General features: G+C 68.8%; 20 protein-coding genes and 1 pseudogene. 14 read left to right on the forward strand and 7 right to left on the reverse strand.

The genetic code is table 11. The features are described from left to right. The 10 genes and pseudogenes from groEL to ASD25_RS24780 form a co-directional block, all read left to right on the forward strand. Positions 1 to 180, forward strand: a pseudogene (groEL, locus tag ASD25_RS24740) (chaperonin GroEL); the annotation flags it as partial. 231 nt (positions 181 to 411) lie between these two features. Next, the gene (locus ASD25_RS24745) at positions 412 to 1374 is read left to right on the forward strand and encodes an ABC-three component system protein (RefSeq protein WP_055826762.1); all 963 of its coding nucleotides are present in this window, start codon (positions 412 to 414) and stop codon (positions 1372 to 1374) included. After that, the gene (locus ASD25_RS33415; protein ID WP_082559986.1) at positions 1361 to 1609 is read left to right on the forward strand and encodes an ABC-three component system middle component 8; all 249 of its coding nucleotides are present in this window, start codon (positions 1361 to 1363) and stop codon (positions 1607 to 1609) included. The genes ASD25_RS24745 and ASD25_RS33415 overlap by 14 nt, the downstream gene beginning before the upstream one ends. Next, complete coding sequence (locus ASD25_RS24750; protein WP_055826766.1) at positions 1596 to 3389, forward strand: DUF2326 domain-containing protein; 1794 nt, start codon at positions 1596 to 1598, stop codon at positions 3387 to 3389. The genes ASD25_RS33415 and ASD25_RS24750 overlap by 14 nt, the downstream gene beginning before the upstream one ends. Before the next feature lie 386 nt (positions 3390 to 3775). Next, positions 3776 to 4459 carry a hypothetical protein gene (locus ASD25_RS32900; protein WP_162246612.1) on the forward strand — a complete coding sequence of 228 codons (684 nt, stop codon included), beginning with the start codon at positions 3776 to 3778 and terminating at the stop codon, positions 4457 to 4459. 46 nt (positions 4460 to 4505) lie between these two features. Continuing rightward, entirely contained in the window at positions 4506 to 5891 is a 1386-nt protein-coding gene (locus ASD25_RS32440) for a terminase large subunit domain-containing protein (protein ID WP_235561686.1), read from the forward strand. A 92-nt stretch (positions 5892 to 5983) separates the two neighbouring features. Beyond that, on the forward strand, positions 5984 to 7885 hold the full coding sequence (locus tag ASD25_RS24765) for a TonB-dependent siderophore receptor (protein WP_156376867.1): 1902 nt from the start codon (positions 5984 to 5986) through the stop codon (positions 7883 to 7885). Between the two features lies 1 nt (position 7886). After that, the gene (locus tag ASD25_RS24770) at positions 7887 to 8429 is read left to right on the forward strand and encodes a YfiR family protein (protein WP_055826774.1); all 543 of its coding nucleotides are present in this window, start codon (positions 7887 to 7889) and stop codon (positions 8427 to 8429) included. Between the two features lie 10 nt (positions 8430 to 8439). Next, positions 8440 to 10188: an ATP-binding protein gene (locus ASD25_RS24775; RefSeq protein WP_055829579.1), complete on the forward strand. Its 1749-nt coding sequence runs from the start codon at positions 8440 to 8442 to the stop codon at positions 10186 to 10188. A 74-nt stretch (positions 10189 to 10262) separates the two neighbouring features. Beyond that, positions 10263 to 10529, forward strand: a complete 267-nt coding sequence (locus ASD25_RS24780) for a hypothetical protein (protein WP_055826777.1) — start codon at positions 10263 to 10265, stop codon at positions 10527 to 10529. A gap of 75 nt (positions 10530 to 10604) precedes the next feature. Here the strand turns inward: ASD25_RS24780 and ASD25_RS24785 are convergent, their stop codons facing one another. From ASD25_RS24785 to ASD25_RS30790, 4 genes are all read right to left on the reverse strand, one after another. Continuing rightward, complete coding sequence (locus tag ASD25_RS24785) at positions 10605 to 10997, reverse strand: hypothetical protein (RefSeq protein WP_055826780.1); 393 nt, start codon at positions 10995 to 10997, stop codon at positions 10605 to 10607. Positions 10998 to 11440: 443 nt separating this feature from the next. Beyond that, the gene (locus ASD25_RS31400; RefSeq protein WP_200943719.1) at positions 11441 to 11593 is read right to left on the reverse strand and encodes a hypothetical protein; all 153 of its coding nucleotides are present in this window, start codon (positions 11591 to 11593) and stop codon (positions 11441 to 11443) included. A 148-nt stretch (positions 11594 to 11741) separates the two neighbouring features. Beyond that, positions 11742 to 12218, reverse strand: coding sequence for a transcription elongation factor GreA (gene greA, locus ASD25_RS24790; RefSeq protein WP_055826783.1), 477 nt, complete (start codon positions 12216 to 12218; stop codon positions 11742 to 11744). 62 nt (positions 12219 to 12280) lie between these two features. Further along, positions 12281 to 12523, reverse strand: coding sequence for a hypothetical protein (locus ASD25_RS30790; protein ID WP_156376868.1), 243 nt, complete (start codon positions 12521 to 12523; stop codon positions 12281 to 12283). Here ASD25_RS30790 and ASD25_RS24795 point away from each other — a divergent pair. Next, positions 12522 to 13730 carry a TIGR03862 family flavoprotein gene (locus ASD25_RS24795; RefSeq protein ID WP_055826786.1) on the forward strand — a complete coding sequence of 403 codons (1209 nt, stop codon included), beginning with the start codon at positions 12522 to 12524 and terminating at the stop codon, positions 13728 to 13730. The genes ASD25_RS30790 and ASD25_RS24795 overlap by 2 nt on opposite strands. A gap of 102 nt (positions 13731 to 13832) precedes the next feature. On the opposite strand, the gene ASD25_RS31100 is transcribed toward ASD25_RS24795, so the two are convergent. Continuing rightward, a complete protein-coding gene (locus tag ASD25_RS31100) occupies positions 13833 to 14240 on the reverse strand; it encodes an OmpA family protein (RefSeq protein WP_055826789.1) in 408 nt (135 codons plus the stop codon). Positions 14241 to 14369: 129 nt separating this feature from the next. Between ASD25_RS31100 and ASD25_RS24805 the strand changes: the two genes are divergently transcribed. The 3 genes from ASD25_RS24805 to ASD25_RS24815 are packed head-to-tail and all read left to right on the forward strand — an operon-like array spanning position 14370 to position 17406. After that, the gene (locus tag ASD25_RS24805) at positions 14370 to 16004 is read left to right on the forward strand and encodes a M28 family metallopeptidase (protein ID WP_055826792.1); all 1635 of its coding nucleotides are present in this window, start codon (positions 14370 to 14372) and stop codon (positions 16002 to 16004) included. Between the two features lie 35 nt (positions 16005 to 16039). Beyond that, positions 16040 to 16237, forward strand: a complete 198-nt coding sequence (locus ASD25_RS24810) for a hypothetical protein (protein ID WP_056621447.1) — start codon at positions 16040 to 16042, stop codon at positions 16235 to 16237. A 32-nt stretch (positions 16238 to 16269) separates the two neighbouring features. Next, positions 16270 to 17406: a serine hydrolase domain-containing protein gene (locus tag ASD25_RS24815; protein ID WP_056621449.1), complete on the forward strand. Its 1137-nt coding sequence runs from the start codon at positions 16270 to 16272 to the stop codon at positions 17404 to 17406. A gap of 32 nt (positions 17407 to 17438) precedes the next feature. On the opposite strand, the gene rarD is transcribed toward ASD25_RS24815, so the two are convergent. Beyond that, complete coding sequence (gene rarD / locus ASD25_RS24820) at positions 17439 to 18362, reverse strand: EamA family transporter RarD (protein WP_055826798.1); 924 nt, start codon at positions 18360 to 18362, stop codon at positions 17439 to 17441. 153 nt (positions 18363 to 18515) lie between these two features. Further along, on the reverse strand, positions 18516 to 18765 hold a 250-nt coding region (locus ASD25_RS24825), incomplete at its 5' end, for an Asd/ArgC dimerization domain-containing protein (RefSeq protein WP_255356195.1).

Below are 18765 nucleotides of genomic sequence, written 5' to 3' on the forward strand. Positions count from 1 at the left end.
GCCGGCGTCATCGACCCCGCCAAGGTCGTGCGCACGGCCCTGCAGGACGCCGCCTCGGTGGCCGGCATCCTGATCACSACSGAAGCGGCCGTGGCCGAYGCGCCGAAGAAGGCCTCGKCCGGCGGCGCCGGCGGCGGCATGGGCGGCGGCATGGGCGGCATGGGCGACATGGACTTCTGATCCGGTCGTTCAGCGGTTCAAGCTGATACAGAAGAGGGCGGGTCCGGTGACGGGCCCGCCCTTTTTTGGTGGCCGTTGATGTTCGTTGCCAGCGGCAGGTGTTGGCTGAAGGCACGATGCAGTCGGCCTGAGTTGCGATCGTTGTTCCCGGTTGTATGGCCAGTATGCTACCGGCGCGCAGCGCGCGTCGGGCGGCTCTGGACGATCAAGCCTGACTGCGGGGGGTCTACGATGAAATTCGCCTATGAGGATTTGAGTGAGGATCAGTTTGAGCGACTGATTGTCCTACTTTGTCAGCGGTTGTTGGGCGTCTCTGTGAAGGGCTTCGCCAAGGGGCCTGACGGCGGCCGGGATGCCAAATTCGTGGGTACGGCGGAGTTGCATCCGAGCAAAGCTGCGCCATGGGTCGGAACGACCGTTGTCCAAGCCAAACACACCAATGGGTATAACCGCCATTTCGGCGAGGCCGATTTTTACAGCCCGACCGCCAAAGACACGGTGATTGGAAAGGAGGTCCCGCGGATCATTAAGCTCCGCGAGGCGAAGCAGCTCGACCACTATATGCTGTTTGCCAACCGCCGGCTCGCGGGCAATGCCGACCAGAACATCACCAAGTATATCGCTGAGACGTGCGGCCTTCCCGAAGGGTCGATTTATCTCTGCGGCGTGGAGCAGCTGGAGCTCTATCTGAAGCAGTTTCCTGAGGTGGCGGCTCTCGCCGACTTGGATCCCGTCGACTCCCCATTGATTGTGTCGCCCGACGAACTCGCCATCGTTGTCGAAGCGATTGCGAGTCATGACGCCGATCTGTCGGCTGTGCTCGATGCGCCGCCGAGTGAGCGGACCTCGTACGAGGAAAAGAACGACTTGAACAACATGACCGCCGACTATGCGGCGGCTTTGCGCAGGCGATATCTGAAGGACACCGCGCAAATCCGGGCGTTCCTGGCCGCGCCCGAGAATCTTGAAATTCTCAAGTCCTACGAGGCGACTGCCGAGGAGTTCCAGATGAAGATCATCTCGAAGCGGAAAGCCTTCCAAAATTTCGACGCGGTCATGGAGTATCTGCTTGATCTTCTCTTCCAGCGGGACCCAATCTTGCGGCAGCGTCAGCACAAGCGTCTGACCCGCGCGGTGCTTTTTTACATGTACTGGAACTGCGACATCGGGGAGGTGGCGAATGTTGAGGCCTAGCAAACACGCCCACCCCGACCGCACCGTCGTCAATGTCGCCTTGGTTCTCTTGGCCCGCCTACGTTCGCAGCGACTCTGTGATTATGGGATGCTGTTTAAGTACGCGCGCAAATCAGTAACTGGTGGTGACGTGTTGTTCCTGCCCTCACTAAATTTCCTGTTCCTACTTGGTCTAATCGAATACCATCCCAAGACAGACGCCGTCGAATATGTGGGCCAGAATGAAGCCGTCTAAGCTTTATTCCGATCAGCCGACGGTTTTCGTTCCGGTGGAATTCGAGCCCGAATTCAACGTGGTGCTCGCCGAAATCCGCGTGCCGGAGAACCGTGACCGCGACACACACAATTTGGGCAAGACGACCCTGGGCCGGCTTCTCGATTTCGGCTTTCTGGCCGGGCGCGACGCCAAATTCTTCCTGTTCAAACATCTCGATCGCTTTGAAGATTTCACATTCTTCCTTGAGATCGAGCTGCCCGACGGAAGCTATGTAACCGTGCGTCGCAGCGTCGCCGAAGCCTCAAAGATCGCCTTCAAGAAGCACACGGGTCGGCATCAAGATTTCACGACTCTGCCTGACCGAGACTGGGATCACATTGACGTTCCCTTCGATCGCGCCAAGGAATTGCTCGACAGTCTTCTCGACTGGCGGGCGCTAAAACCGTGGCGCTACCGAAAAGGACTCGGTTATTTCATTCGATCGCAGGAGGACTTCCGCGACGTTTTCCACCTGCGCAAGTTTGCGAATTCCCACGCCGACTGGAAGCCTTTCCTTGCTCATATTCTCGGCTTCAACGCCGATCTGATCACCCAACACTATGCCAAGGAGGACGAGCTTAGGGAGAAGGAGCACAAGGCCACGACCATCCGCCAGGAGCTTGGCGGCGAGATCGAGGACGCCGGAAAGATTGATGGCCTTCTACTTCTGAAGCGACAGGAGGTCAGCAGGAAGCAGGAATTGCTCGATGCTTTCGATTTCCGAACCCAAGACAAGGCGGACACCAAGCAGCTTGTGGATCAGGTCGACGAACGTATCGCGGACCTTAATCAGCGCCGGTACTCCCTCACTCAAAATCGAAAAAAGGTTATCAGCTCTCTCGAAGAGGATCAGATACTTTTCGACCCGGAAGATGCGCGGGTTCTTTTCCGCGAAGCCGGAGTTCTCTTTGATGGGCAGATCAAACGCGATTTTCAGCAGTTGATCGCATTCAACAAGGCGATCACTGAGGAACGCCGGGTCTATCTCGTCGAAGAGCGCGAGGAGATCGAGGCGGAACTCAAGGTAATAAATGCTGAGCTGAACGCGCTGGGTAAGCGTCGATCCGAGATGCTGGCTTTCCTCAGCAGCACGGACTCCTTCGCCAAATACAAGCACCTATCGGGTGAGATGGTGACGTTGCGAGCTGATATCGAAGGCCTCGAACGTCAGCGGGAGTTCGTGCATCGGCTTCAGCAATTGCGGGCTGATATTCGTACTTTGGCCGAGGAGAAAAGCCACCTACAGGCCGCAATCGAGGCCGACGTTGAGGCAAAGAACGCGGATAGCGACAGCCTGTTCTCGCGCATCCGTTTGTTCTTCAACGAAATCGTTGAGGACGTAATCGATCACAAGGCGCTCCTGAGCGTCGTGGTCAATCAGCAGGGACACCTCGATTTCCGGGCGGAATTGCTTGATGATGCCGGGGTGGCGACGAGCGCTGATCGTGGGTTCAGCTACAAGAAGTTGTTGTGCGTCGCATTCGATCTGTCGCTGCTTCGCGCGCATCTGGATGACGCATTTCCTCGCTTCGCGTTCCACGACGGGGTGCTGGAATCGCTCGATGACCGAAAGAAGGAAAACCTCTTGGGGGTCATCCGAAGCTACACCGCGCTGGGCCTGCAATCGATCATAACTCTGATCGACTCAGACCTTCCCCCGCGCAGTGATGAGGATCCGGTGTTTGAACCGTCCGATATCGTCGTGCGTCTCCATGACGTGGGGGACGACGGTCGACTATTCAGGATGAAAGCTTGGTAGTCCAAACGCGAGCTTATGGCGCGTGAGAAGAACCTCCGGTGCGGGGCTTTGGCCACGGGGCCAAGGCCTCCTTTTCTCACCGCGCTGCACGTGGTCCCTGAACTAATCTGCACCCGCCGAGGCGGCGGATGAGCCGCAGATTGCAGCCTTCGCCGTCCCGCCCGCTCCCCGAACCGCCGACCGCATGAACCGCAACGGCCCGACCGCGCTCCGCGCCGTCGCCGCCATCCCGGCTGAAATGCTGACAGTTCGCCGCCAGCCAGACGATTGCGGCGGCGCAAGCCGCTGATCCGGCGGGGCTTCCCGGCGCGGGCAGCGTCATCTTCAAGCCGCAGGAGCGGATGGCGCCAGACTCTCCGGTCCATGAAACGGATCAGGGGCGCAGGGTGGCGGACGAAATCAGGGGCGAAATCGGAAACGGGGCGGACGGCGCGGTCGTGCGGCGGCCGCGCGTGCGGGGGCATGTGAAGCTGGGGACGCGGATGTGGGCGCGCATCCAGCGGGAGTTCGCGGCGGGGGCCTCGGTCCCCTGGCTGTCGGCGCGGTACGGGGCGGGCGAGCGGACCATCGGCTTCCGGGCGAAGAAGGAGGGCTGGCGACGCAAGGACCTGGCCGAGGCGGCCGACGCCGAGCTGGAGGCGGCCGAGGTGCGCGGGGATGCGGACCCGGTCGCGGGGCCGGCGATCGGGGCGGGGCTGGGGCTGGACGGCTCGGCGCGGAAGGCGACCGAGGCGTTCGCAGCGGCGCTGGCCGCAGTGGACGATGAGGCGCGGGACGGGGCGGCGCGCGAGGCGATGAACCGGGCGGTGGCCTGCATGCGGCGCGAGGATGCGCCGGCGGCGATGGGCTGGGCGAAGCTGGCGGCGGCGCTGGACGGGATGGGGCGGACCGGCGGCGAGGCGGGGGAGGAGATGGATCCGACCCATCCGGGACGGGTGGCGGCGCTGGAGTTTCTGCGGCGGCGGGCGGCGGACCGGGAGGCGGCGAGGGAGGGGGCCGGGGATGGGGCGTACCCCTCCACCCCTTCGGGGTCCCCCTCCCCATTGCATGGGGAGGAGACGGGTGGGTGAGGCTCCGCCGACCCTTCCTCCACCCCATGAAGGGGAGGGAGAGGATGTGTACCGGTGGCTGACGGAGGACGAGTTCGCGCGCGAGCTCTGGCGGGAGGACGCGCACGAGGGGCAGCTGCCGGAGACGGACCCGTGGCGCACCTGGGTCTTCCTCGGCGGGCGCGGGGCGGGGAAGACGCGGGCGGGGGCGGAGTGGGTGTGGGAGACGGCGCAGAGGCTGGGAAAGGGCGGGCGGATCGCGCTGGTGGGGCCGACGATAAGGGATGCGCGGACGGTGATGGTCGAGGGGCCGTCGGGGGTGATGAACCTGCCGTTCCGGACGGGGGCGGCGTTCGCCTCGTCGCTGAGGCAGGTGAGCTTTCCGGGCGGGGCCGTGGGGCTGCTGTTCTCGGCCGAGGAGCCGGAGCGGCTGCGCGGGCCGCAGTTCCATGCGGCCTGGGGGGACGAGTTCTGCGCCTGGTCCTATGGCGCGGAGACGCTGGCGATGCTGCGGCTGGGGCTGAGGCTGGGGGAGGGTCCGAGGCTGGTTCTGACGTCCACGCCGAAGCCGGGGCGGGTGTTGCGCGGGGTGCTGGCGGAGGACGGCTGCGCGCGGACGGATGCGCCGACGCGCGCCAATGCGGGGAACCTCGCGCCGGGATTCCTGGCGGCGATGGAGGGGCTGTACGGCGGGACGCGGCGGGCGGCGCAGGAGCTGGACGGGCGGGTGCTGGAGGATGAGGGGGCGCTTTTCACGCTCGCGGAGATCGAGAGGGCGCGGGCGGGGTGGGGGCTGCTTTCGCATTCTCCCTCCCCCGAAGTGGGGAGGGACGGCGGAGCGAAGCGAAGCCCGGGTGGGGAAGTTCAGACGTACCCCACCCTGTCGTCGCTGCGCGCCGACATCCCTCCCCATGAAGGGGAGGGAGAACGCGTTTCTCCTGTCTTTGACAAGGTCGTGGTGGCCGTCGATCCGCCGGCGGGGACGCTGTCGGGGCGGGCGCGGGATGCGTGCGGGATCGTGGTGGCCGGGCGGCGCGGGGACCGGGTCGGGGTGCTGGCGGACTGGACGGCGCAGGGGCTGTCGCCCGAGGGCTGGGCCGAGCGGGTGCGGCGGGCGGTGGAGGCGTACGGGGCGCGGCGGGTGGTGGTCGAGAGCAACAACGGCGGGGCGATGGCGGAGGCGGTGCTGAAGGCCTCGGGGCTGTCGGTCGCGGTGAAGCGGGTGCATGCGTCGGTGGGCAAGGTCGCGCGGGCCGAGCCGGTGGCGGCGCTGTACGAGCAGGGGCGGGTGGCGCACGCGCCGGGGCTGGAGGCGCTGGAGGAGGAGCTGATGGGGCTGGGCGGCGAGGACGCGGGCGGGGCCAGTCCCGACCGGGCCGACGCCCTGGTCTGGGCGGTGACCGATCTGCTGCCGGCGCCGGGGGCGAGGGGACCGTCGCTGCGGGTGCTTTAGGCGGGCGAAAAGGGCGGGCAACCGTTTGACGGGCGCGGCGTTCCAGCCGATTACAATGGCTGCGCTTCAGGGGGCGAGGGGCTTTGGCGGTATTGAGTGCGACCAGCGGGGCGGCCCTGTTGTCGGCCCTGTCGATGACGGCGGCGGCGGATCCGGCGGCGATTCCCCAGGGCGCGGGGCCGACGGAGCAGGACCTGTCGCGGCTGTCGCTGGAAGAGCTGGCCCTGGTCGAGGTGACCTCGGTGTCGCGGCGGCCCGAGGCCCTGGCCGACGCGGCGGCGGCGATCTTCGTCATCACGGGCGACGACATCCGCCGCTCGGGCGCGACCAGCCTGCCCGAGGTGCTGCGGCTGGCCCCCAATCTGAACGTGCAGCGGGTCAATGCGGTCGACTATGCGATCAGCGCGCGCGGCTTCAACGGCTATGAGATGTCCAACAAGCTGCAGGTGCTGCTGGACGGGCGCAGCCTGTATTCGACGCTGAGCTCGGGGGTGTTCTGGGACGCCCGCGACGTGATGCTGGAGGACGTCGAGCGGATCGAGGTCGTCAGCGGGCCGGGCGGGACCCTGTACGGGGCCAACGCCGTCAACGGCGTCATCAACATCATCACCCGGTCGGCGGCGGAGACGACCGGGACCCTGGTCAGCGCGGGGGTCGGCAACGAGGACGCGACCTTCGCCCTGAGGCATGGCGGGCGGCTGGGCGAGGCCGGGGCGTGGCGGGCCTATATCAAGGGCTTTGCGCGGGACGACAGCGATCGCCTGACCGGCGGGGACGCGACGGACGCGGCGTCGGGGCTGCGCGGCGGGGCGCGGGCGGACTGGACCGTGGGCGACAACCGGCTGACGCTGCAGGGCGACGTGTTCGACAATGAGGTGGCCGTCAACGAGGGCTTCAGCGGCGAGGAGACCCGGGTCAGCGGGCGCAATGTCGTGGGGCGGTGGTCGCGGCCGCTGGCGGGCGGCGAACTGCAGGTCCAGGCCTATTACGACCGGTTCGAGCGGACGGAATCGGGCGGGGTCGAGGATTCGGACACCTGGGACGTCTCGGCCCAGCACGCCTTCGGCCGGGGCCGGCACCGGCTGGTGCTGGGGGCGGGCTACCGGACGGTGCAGTCGCGCTTCGCCGCCGCGCCGGGCGGGGCCTTCCTCGACCCGGCCGAGCGGACCCTGTCGCTGACCAACCTGTTCGCTCAGGACCAGATCGCCCTGACGGACGCCTTGACCCTGACGCTGGGGATGAAGGTCGAGGACAACAGCTTCTCGGGCCAGGAATTCCTGCCGAACGTCCGCCTCGGCTGGGAACGGCCGGGCGGGGACCTGGTGTGGGGCGCGATCAGCCGGGCCAGCCGCACGCCGAACCGGATCGAGCGCGACCTGACCCTGCCGGGCTTCCTGGTCGGCGGCGACTTCCAGTCCGAGACGCTGACGGCCTGGGAGGCCGGCTGGCGCGCCCGGCCGCGCGAGCATGTCTCGTTCTCGATCTCGGCCTTCTACAACGTCTATGACGACCTGCGGACGGCGTCCTTCCATCCGGTGACGGTGTTCCCGCTCAGCCTGACCAATTTCGGCGCGGGCGAGACCTGGGGCGTGGAGGCCTGGGGCAGCTATGACGTCACGGACCGGTGGCGGCTCAGCGCGGGCCTCAGCACCCTGGACAAGGATTTCGCGGTCGATCCGTCGGGCTCGGACATCACGGGCCTGATCTCGACCGGGGACGATCCGGCGTATCAGCTGCTGCTCAAGTCGCAGACGCGGATCACCGACCGGCTGGACCTGGACCTGCGCCTGCGCGCCGTCGATGCGCTGCAGACGAGCGGGACGGAAGCCTGGGTCGAGGCGGACGCGCGGCTGGGGTGGCGCTTCACCGATGCGCTGGAGCTGTCGATCAGCGGCCAGAACCTGCTGGAGGAGCGGCGCGTCGAAACCGGCGACTCCGCCCGACAGCGGGCCTTCGGCCGCAGCGTCTTCGTCGCCCTGCGGACGAGTTTCTGAGATGAGCGGAGCCCGGCGCATCCCGGCGGGCGTGGCGGCGGTCTGGGGCCTGATGCTCCTGACCGCGGCCGGGCCCGTGGCCGCCCAGAGCCGGCTCGAATATTCGGTCAAGGCCAACTACCTCGTCCGCTTCGCCGCCTTCGTCGAATGGCCGCCGCGCGCCTTCCAGACCCCCCAGTCGCCGGTCGTCATCTGTGTGGCGGGCCGCGACCCGTTCGGCCCGGCGCTCGACGCGGCGGCCCGGGCCCAGACGGCCCATGGCCGGCCGCTGGCGGTGCGCCGGCGCGCGGACGCGACGGCGCTGGCCGGCTGCCACATCGTCTATGTGGGCCAGGGCGGCGGCGCGGCCCTCGCCGCGGCGGCGGGCCAGCCGGGCCTGTTGCTGGTCACCGACAGTGCGACGGCGCCCGACCGGGGCGCGGTCCATTTCGTGCTCAGCCAGGGCCGGGTGCGGTTCCACATCGACCAGCAGTCGGCGTTGCGGAACGGGCTGCAATTCAGCTCGCGCCTGCTGAACCTCGCCCTTACCGTGCGGGGCGGCTGAGATGGCGTGGATGGAGCGACTGCGGCGGGCGCGTTTTCCCCTGATGGTGCTGGTCTCGCTGATCGTGCTGCTGATCGCGGGCGTGGCGACCACCGTGGTCAGCGAACGGGGGCTGAAACAGCAGCTGGCCCGCGAGGCCGAAGCCCAGGCCGATCTGCTGGCCTCGGCGGTCAGCGGCGCCCTGGCCTTCGACGACCGGGCGGCGGCCCAGGACTATGTCGACGCCGTCCAGATCAATCCGAACGTCCTGGCCGCCGCGGTCTATGACGAGAACAATCGGGTGGTGGCCAGTTTCGCCCGCGCGGGCGAGACCATCCCCGCGATCGCGACGCCCCGGGACCGCGCCACCGTCTTCGAGGACGGCCGGCTGTATGTGGTGCGGCCCGTCGAACAGGCGGGCCAGCGGCTGGGCACGGCGCGGCTGCGCCTGCTCGACACCCCCCCGTCGCAGCGGTTCAGCCGTTACGCCGGCCTGTTGCTGGTGCTGGGCCTGGCGGTGCTGGTCGTGGTCGTCCTGGCCGTGGCCCAGGGCGCCCTGAGGCGGGCCAACCGCGAGCTGGCGCGCCGGGCCGAGGTTCTGGTCGAGACCAATCTGCTGCTGCAGCAGCAGATGGCCGAGCGCGAAAAGGCCGAGGAGGCGCTGCGCCAGAGTCAGAAGATGGAGGCCATCGGCCGGCTGACCGGCGGCATCGCCCACGACTTCAACAATCTGCTGATGGTGGCCTCGAGCGGGATCGAGCTGCTGGACCGCACCGAGGATCCGAAGAAGCGCAAGACCCTGAGCGAGGGCGTGCGCCAGGCGGTCGAGCGGGGCGCCGCCCTGACGCGGCAGATGCTGGCCTTCTCGCGCCGTTCGCCGCTGAAGGCCGACGTGCTGGATCTGCCGACCCAGGTGGAGGGGCTGAGGTTCCTGCTGGAACGGTCGCTGCGCGAGGACATCGAAGTGGTGGTGGACCTGCCCGAGGGCCTGTGGCGGGTCGAGGCGGACGCGGGCGAGCTGGAGCTGGCCCTGCTGAACCTGGCGGTCAACGCCCGGGACGCCATGCCCAACGGCGGCACGCTGACGCTGTCGGCGCGCAATGTGACGGGATCGAACGGGGAAGGCGACACCGTCTGCCTGACCGTGTCGGACACCGGCACGGGCATGTCGCCGGCCGTGGCCTCGCGCGTGTTCGAGCCCTTCTTCACCACCAAGGAGGTCGGGCGCGGCACGGGCTTGGGTCTGTCGCAGGTCTATGGTTTCGTGCGGTCCTCGGGCGGGGATATCCGCGTCGAGTCCGTCGAGGGGAGCGGCACGACCTTCACCCTGTGCCTGCCGCGCAGCGAGAAGGAAGCCACGGCCCTGGGGCCGGCCCAGACGGGCGCGGAAACGCCGGGGCCCCGGCGCAAGCGCGGCGGCCGGCTTCTGCTGGTCGAGGACGACGACGCCGTCGCCGCGGGGGTCGGGCACATGCTGCGCGACCTGGGCTACACCTATGTGCGCGCCGCCCAGGCCGCCGACGCCCTGAACATCCTGGACGGCGACCAGGGGTTCGACCTGGTGTTCTCCGACATGGTCATGCCGGGCGAGCTGGACGGGCTGGGTCTGGGCAAGGAAATCCGCCGCCGGCGTCCCGATCTGCCCGTGGTGCTGACGACCGGATACAGCGAGGCGGCCTCGGCGGCGGCGGGGGAGAATTTCCGCCTGCTGCTGAAGCCCTACGGCATCGGCCAGATGGAGGCTGTGCTGGGCGAGGCGATGGCGGCGGGGGCCGGCTGAGGCCGCTGCCGCGACGCCCGCTTCCGTTCCCGACCCATTGCGGACATGAACTCGGGCGGCAACACTGCCGTGTAATGAGCATCACGCCCGCGATTCTGAGCCAGCTTCCACTTCCGGAGATTACCTCGGCGGTTTTCTACAAACGCGATCAGATCACCGTCGATCTCGTCTGCTGCGATGTCGAAGTAGGCGGGCAAGTCTGGACGTTTCACGAGGAGGCAGAGGGATGGGACGCGCTGCTCCGTCACATCGAGAAGCTGCCCGGCTTCCGCTCGGACTGGCAGAATGGCGTTGTCCTGCCGCCTTTTGCGTCGAGCGAAACGGTGGCGTTCCAACGCTGAGCACAACGTCCGCTTTCCACCCCTAGGCGACAGTCGGCTCCCGACCCGTTGCGGACTCCGGTTTTGGAATAGCTCTCAGCGCGCAGCAGCTCGCTCGAAGTCGCCCTGAGCGAAGCGTGGTGTGGCGCAGGCGCTCGTAGACATTCTGATGCCCTGCCTCTTGGCGAGAACGAGAACATCTCGTGATTGAACGAAGTCTATGCCGCAGGTGGCGCCCCAAGAGCCGGGCGCGTGCGTGATCCGCTGAACGTCGTGGTGAGCCCCCTTCAGTGTGCGAGAGACATTGAACTCCGTCACCACGTAACCGTCGCGCCCCGTTGTAGAGGATATCGCCTGTCCCACGAACGCGACGTCTGCGAAGCCGAGTTGATCTGAGGCACTTCTCCAGTATGGGCAGGAACATGCCCACGCCACTCCGGCGATCAGCGCCAACGCAGTTGCAAAGATCAGCATGAAGATGATGCGCATGTCGGCACGATAGCAGAGGCACAGCGTTCACCAAGGTCTGCTTTCCACCCATTCCAGACCTTCGCAGCGTCTGCGTCCGGCGCTTCGCACCACCACCACCTCGCCCCCCGCCCGTCATCCTCGGGCTTGACCCGAGGATCGGACCGTCCGGTGCTCGGTCAGGGAACCGTCTCCACCCTCGCGGGGCCGTCCCGGGGTACAGCGCGGCCCCACCTCTGATCCTCGGGTCAAGCCCGAGGATGACGGCGAAGGGGGAGGGGCGGGATACTGGCGGGACGCGGGCGCGCGTTCCAGCTCAAGCCGATAGACCGCCTGCAACCCGTTGCAGCGGTTCGGGGCGTCCGGGGTTCGGCAGATCGCCCTACCTCACCGATGAGCCTGTACCTGGCCCGCCCTGCACCGCTCGGTTCGAAAGCGGCGGAGGGCGGAAGGGACGCCTGAACTCAGTCTTCCTCGAGCGGCGGCAGGCCGGCTTCCTTGCGGGCGGCGGCGGCGGCTTTCTTTTCGGCCTTGGCGGCGGCCTTCTCGGCGGCCTTTTTGGCGTCGGCGCGATCGCGTTCCTGACGCTCGAAACTGTAGTTGGGCTTACGGGCCATCGGCGGCTCTTTCTCTTTTTGTGGCGCTACCGCGCTTCGCGCTGCCTGAGCGCAGATGATTGACGCTGCTTGAGCGCAGGAAGCGCCGCGGGAGCGCCTTGTGTTCCCCAAGGTGGGGCAAGCGGGGGGCCGGGGCAACCGTTGACCGTCAATCGACGGCGACGATCTCCACCGTCTGGCCCGCGACGACGGCCTCGTCGCCCACGCTCCTGCCGATCAGGGCGACGGCGAGGGGCGAGACATGGCTGACCGAGCCGGCGGCGGGATCGGCCTCGTCCTCGCCGGTGATGCGCCAGGTCTGGGCCCGACCGTCCTCGCGTTCGATGGTCACCGAGCCGCCGAAGCGGACGCGGCCGTCCGGCTCGGTCTCGACCAGCTGGGCCGTGGCGCGGCGGGCGGACCAGTAGCGCAGGTCGCGGGTGGCGCGGGCCATGGCGGTGCGGTCGGCCTCGATGGAGCCGTGGGCCTGGGCGGCGCTGTAGGCCGCGCGGGCCGAGGCCAGGGCGGCCTCGATCGCGGCCAGGCCCGCGGGCGTGACCAGATTGGGGTGCGGGGAGATGGGGCGGTCGGGAAGATCGGCGGCCGTGGCCTCCAGATCCTCCTCGCGGGTAAAGGCGACGCTCATGGGGGATGAGCGTATGCGCGATGCGGGTGTTCCCCGAGCCAAATTTCGCGCGACGGCGCCCTTCACCCTTTCGTCATCCTCCGGCAAGCCGCGCCTTCGCGGCGCAGACCGGGGGACCCAGCGGCGCGCGCGAGCGCGACCCTGCCGCAGACCAGCCATAAGCCCGCGTGCGTGAACAGATCGCCTTCGGCGCCGCCGGGTCCCCCGGTCTCGCTGCGCTCGCCGGAGGATGACGAAAGAAGAGAGAGCGCCGCCACCGTCTTCGCATTCGCCGGGATGCCCGGAAAAGCGTAGTGGGTCGGCATGACTGACTCATCCAAAACCGTCCATGTGATCGGGGCCGGGCCGGCCGGGCTGATGGCGGCCGAGCGGCTGGCGCAGGCCGGGCTCAAGGTGGTGGTGCACGAGGCCATGCCCTCGCCGGCGCGCAAATTCCTGATGGCCGGGCGGGGCGGGCTGAACCTGACGCATTCGGAGGGGATGGAGGGGTTCGTCGGCCGCTATGGCCCGGCGGCGGGCGCGGTGGCGGCGTGGCTGGAGCGGTTTTCGCCGACGCATCTGATCGGCTGGGCCGAGGGGCTGGGACAGGCGACGTTCACGGGGTCGTCCGGGCGGGTGTTTCCGCGGGCGATGAAGGCCTCGCCGCTGTTGCGGGCGTGGCTGGGGCGGCTGGCCGGGCTGGGGGTCGAGGTGCGGACGCGGTCGAAATGGATCGGACGGCGGGACGGAGCCTGGGTGTTTGCGACGCCGGAGGGCGAGGCGGTCGAGCGGCCCGACGCCGTGGTGCTGGCCATGGGCGGGGCCAGCTGGCCGCGGCTGGGCTCGGACGGGGCGTGGGCGACGATGCTGGAGGGCGTGGAGGTCGCGCCGTTCCGGCCCTCGAACGTCGGCTTCGGCGTGGCCTGGTCCGAGGTGTTCGCGGAACGGTTCGCGGGGCAGCCGCTGAAGCCGGTGGCCATGACGCATGACGGGCAGACGGTGCGCGGCGAGGCGATGCTGACCCGCTATGGCATCGAGGGCGGGGCGGTCTACGCCCTGTCGGCGGGGCTGAGGGACGCGATCGAACGGGACGGGACGGCGGTGCTGACCGTGGACCTGCGGCCCGACCTGTCGGTCGAGGCGCTGGCCGGGCGGCTGGCGAAACCGCGCGGCAAGGACAGCGTGACCAACTGGCTGCGCAAGGCGGGCGGGCTGTCGGCGCCGGCGGTCGGGCTGTTGCGGGAGATACCGGGCGAGCTGCCGGCGGGGTCGGACAAGCTGGCCAGGCGGATCAAGGCGGTGCGGCTGACGCTGACGGGGGTGCAGGGGCTGGCGCGGGCGATCTCGTCGGCGGGCGGGGTGCGGCTGGACCAGCTGGACGACGGGCTGATGCTGACGGCCATGCCGGGCGTGTTCGCGGCCGGAGAGATGCTGGACTGGGAGGCGCCGACGGGCGGCTATCTGCTGCAGGCGTCGATGGCGTCGGGCGTCGCGGCGGCGGACGGGGTGATGAGGTGGCTGGCGGCGCGGTGACGCTGCGGTAATCCGGGCGGTCTTTCCGTCGGCGCATGACGACTGAAATGCCTTCGAGCGGCTGCTCTGGATGGCCGGTGTGTGGACCGGCGGCGTGCGCCTTCAGCGTGGCGGGCGCCGGTGTGAGGGGGTATAGGCGATGACCTCGACACGGCGGTTCTGGCCGGCATCCTCCGGGTTCCCGGCCGGTGTTGAGGAATCAGACGCTCCGACGGTCATGCGCTGGACGCTGACGCCGTAGGCCTGGAGATGCTCGTGTACGATCGTGGCGCGGCGCTGTGAAAGATCGTCGACGTCCGCCTCGCGGCCCTCGGAGGGGTCGGCGCGCCCGCGTATGATGACATGCCTGGCGCCGAGATCGACAGCGAACCGCTGAAGCTGGCTGGTCGCCGAGTCGTCCAGTGCAATGCTCTCAGGCGCGAACATAACCCAAAGGGTTTGCGGCGACTGGGCCACGGCAGGCGTGCAGACAAGGAGGAGCGCCGCCGTCCCCGCCAAATAACGCGTCAAAGGTCCGCCTCCACTGTTCGGAAAGTTAAAGCGCGTCGCGACGGCGCTTTCAAGACGGTCACGGACCTGTGGTCGGCGCGATCTGAACGAGGAGTGACGGTCTCTGATCGAAGGCGCTAGAACGGTCGCATGACCCAGCACCGCATGATCCTCGCCGCCGCCGTCGCGGCCCTGCTCACCGCCTCCCCCGCCCTCGCCCAGCAGGCCGACGCCGCGCGGCTGAACGCGCATGTGCGGGTGCTGGCCTCGGATGAATTCGAGGGGCGCGGGGTGGCGACGCCGGGCGAGCAGAAGACAGTGGACTACGTCGTCGGCCAGTTCCAGGCGCTGGGGCTGGAGCCGGGCGGGCCGGACGGCCAATGGGTGCAGGCGGCGCAGCTCGGGCGGACGCGGCAGGACGGGCCGGCGATGATCACGGTCAGCAGCGGCGGCCGGACGCGGGCGCTGGAGCGGGGGCCGGATATTCTGGTGTCCAGCGACCGGCCGGTGAACCGCATCACCGTCCTCGACGCGCCGGTGGTCTTCGCTGGCTATGGCGTCGACGCGCCCGAGCGCAGCTGGAACGACTTCAAGGGCATGGACCTGAAGGGCAAGGTGCTGCTGGTCATCGTCAACGATCCGGACTTCGGCGCGCCCGAGGGGCATCCGGTCGCGGGCCGGTTCGACGGCAATGCGATGACCTTCTACGGCCGCTGGACCTACAAATTCCAGGAGGCGGCGCGGCAGGGGGCGGCGGCGGTGCTGGTGATCCACGACACCGCGGGCGCCGGCTATGGCTGGAGCGTGCTCGAGGGGTCGTCGACGGCGCCGAAATTCGACATCGTCCGGGCCGATCCGGACGCCGAGCGCGTGCCGGCGCAGGGGTGGATCCAGGGGCCGGTCGCGGAGCAGCTGTTCGCCGATGCGGGGCTGGACTACGCGGCCCTGCGCGAGGCGGCGCGGACGCCGGAGTTCTCGCCGGTGACGCTGGACGGGGTGACGATGTCGATCGACTTCGGCCAGACCGCCGACCGGATCGAGAGCCGCAACATACTGGCGCGGATTCCGGGGTCGGAACATCCCGAGGAGACTGTCCTGTACGGCGCCCACTGGGACGCCTACGGCCGCGCGACGCCGGTGGGGGACGACGACATCTATAACGGCGCCGTCGACAATGCGACGGGCGTGGCCGGGCTGATCGAACTGGCGCGGCTGTTCAAGGCGGGCGAGGCGCCGAAGCGGTCGGTGGTGTTCGCGGCCTGGACGGCCGAGGAGGCCGGACTGCTGGGGGCGGAATACTACGCCGCCAACCCGGTCTGGCCGCTGGAGACGACAGTGGCCAACATCAACATGGACTCCCTGCTGCCGGGGACCGAGGTCTCGCCGCAGATCGTGGTCATGGGGGCGGGCAAGAGCCAGACGGATGCGTGGCTGGAGCGGCGGGCGACGGAGCAGGGCCGGACCCTGATCCCCGACCCGGCCCCGCAGGCGGGCGGCTTCTACCGCTCGGACCATTTCCCGCTGGCGAAGAAGGGCGTGCCGGCCCTGTTCGGGGCGGCGGGCTTCACCGGGCACAACGAAGCCAGCCGGGACTATGTGGCGAACCGCTATCACAAGCCGTCGGACGCATGGACGCCGGAGTGGGTGATGGACGCGGCGGCGGTGGACGTGGACCTGCTGTACCTCGTGGGCCACGACCTAGCCGACAGCGCCGACTGGCCGGAGTGGAATCCGGGGGCGGAGTTCGAGGCGGCCAGGCAGGCGTCGGCCGGGCGGCGGCAGTAGGTGACGCGCGCCGGGCGGGCCGGTAGGACATCCCCATGACCTCCCCTCCCGACATCCACGGCGTCTGCCCGCCGCGCTTCGCCGCCGTGAAGGACGCCTTCGCCGCCAATTTCACCGAGGCGCCCGAGGGGCTGAACGAACAGGCGGCGCGGTTCAGCGTCTGCATCGGCGGCGAGACGGTGGTCGATCTGTGGGGCGGCTGGGCGGATGCGGCGAAGACGGTTCCGGGGTGACGGATCGGGCAGGCGCCGGTAGGACATGGGGCATGACCACCCTCCCCGACATCCACGGCGTCTGCCCGCCGCGCTTCGCCGCCGTGAAGGACGCCTTCGCCGCCAATTTCACCGAGGCGCCCGAGGGGCTGAACGAACAGGCGGCGCGGTTCAGCGTCTGCATCGGCGGCGAGACGGTGGTCGATCTGTGGGGCGGCTGGGCCGATGCGGCGAAGACCGTTCCCTATGACCAGAACACGCTGACGCCGGTGTTCTCGACCGGCAAGGCGGTGATGGCCCTGCTGATCGCCACGGCGGTCGAGCGGGGCAGGCTGTCCTATGACGAGACCGTCGCGACCGTCTGGCCCGCCTTCGGCCAGGCCGGCAAGGACCGGATCACCGTGGCCCAGATGATGAGCCATCAGGCCGGTCTGCCGGGCTTCTCGGAGACGGTCGATCCGGCGATCTGGTTCGACCGCGAGGCGGTGCTGGAGCGGCTGGCGGCGCAGGCGCCGATGTGGCCGCCGGGGACGGCCTCGGGCTATCACCCGATCACCATCGGCTTCCTGGCGGGCGAGCTGTTCCGGCTGGCGGACGGACGCAGCATGGGGATGGCCCTGCGCGAGGACTTCCCGGGACTGGACCTGTGGATCGGCCTGCCCGAGGCGGAGCACGGACGGGTGGCGGCGTTGCGCAAGCCGACGGCGGCGCCCGATCTGGGGACCATCGACGCGATCAAGACCTCGGCCTTCCTCGACAGGGGTTCGGCGCCGGGCGGGCGCGGCTCGGCCGAGTGGCGGATGGTGGAGATGCCCTCGGCCAATCTGCACGGCACGGCGCTGGACCTGGCGCGGATCATGGGGGTGCTGGCCAACGGCGGGACGCTGGACGGCCGGACCGTCCTGTCCCCCGGCGTGCTGGCCGAGATGCTGCGCGAGCGGATCCATGGCCGCGACAAGGTGGTGCCGTTCGACGTCAGCTGGGCGGCGGGGCTGATGCGCAACGAGGGCCTGCACATCTTCGGCCCCAATCCGACCGCGGCGGGCCACTGCGGCTGGGGCGGGAGCTGCGCCTTCGCCGATCCGGACGCGGGCGTGTCGGGAGCCTATGTGATGACCCGCCAGTCGCCGCACCTGATCGGCGACCCGCGGGCGCAACGGTTGATCGGGGCTTTGTACGCGGGGCTTTAAGGGAGTGGCTGGCCACCAGCCACCAGCCACTTCTACGCCGGTTCGGCCGACCGCTTCAGGGCCTCGCGCGCCGCGCGGACGCGGAAGAAGGCGGCGGCGGCGAAGACGGCGGCGCCGCCCCAGATGAAGGCGAAGCTGATGATGCGCAGCGGCGTCAGGGCCTCGCCGGCCCAGACGCCGACGGCGAACTGCAGCGTCGGGGCGAGGAACTGGATGAAGCCGAGGGTCGACAATGGCAGGCGCCGGGCCGACCAGGCGAACAGGGCCAGGGGCAGGACAGTGGCCGGGCCGTTGGCCAGGGCCCAGAGGGTGTTGACGGGGCTGTCGAAGGCCACGCCGGCCCCGGTGTGCTGCAGCCAGAGCACCCAGGCGAGGCCGAACGGAACCAGCAGCAGACATTCGACCAGCAGGCCGGCCTGGGCGTCGATGGGGACGCGTTTGCGGATCACGCCATAGCTGGCGAAGCTGATCGCGAGGACGATGGATATCCACGGCGGGCGGCCGAGGGCGGCGGTCTGGAAGGCCACGCCGACGGCGGCGAGGCCGATGGCGACCCAGCCCCATTTGTCGATCCTTTCGCGGAACAGCCACAGGCCCACGACCATGTTGAGCAGCGGGTTGATGTAGTAGCCGAGGCTGGCCTCGAGCGTGGCCTCATGGGTGGTGGCCCAGACATAGAGGCCCCAGTTGACGCCGATCAGCAGGGTCGAGAGGGTCAGCCAGCCGAGGGTCTTCGGGTTCGTGAGGGCGGAGCGGACCTGACCGCCCTGCCTGGCCAGCAGCACCAGCAGGCCGGCGACCGCCACGGCCCACAGGGCGCGGTGGGCGAGGATCTCGAGTGAATCGAAGCCGAGCGCGCCCTGCCCCATGAACAGCAGGGGCATGAAGCCCCACATGACATAGCAGCCGAAGGCGGAGATCAGGGCGGCGCGGGGGGTGGCGGACGGGGGTGTCATTCTTTTCGTCCGTCATCCTCGGGTTTGACCCGAGGAACAGAGGTGGGAGGCGGCGGGTCTCGGGGGCGGCCCCGCGAACGAGGGCCGTTCCATCGACCGAACGGCGGATCGTCTGGCCCTCGGGTCAAGCCCGAGGGTGACGGCGGTGTTTGGTCAGACGGTGATGCTTCGATACCCCGAGGCCGGCTTGATCATGCCGGTCTCGTCGAGCAGCTGGGCGATCTGGACGGCGTTGAGGGCGGCGCCCTTCCGCAGGTTGTCGGACACGACCCACAGCGACAGGCCGTTCTCGACGGTCGGATCCCTGCGGATGCGGCTGACGTAGACGGCGTGTTCGCCGGCGGCGTCGACGGGGGTGATGTAGCCGTCGTGCTCCTGCTTATCGATGACCATGACCCCGGGG

It is taken from the genome of Brevundimonas sp. Root1423, assembly GCF_001426805.1.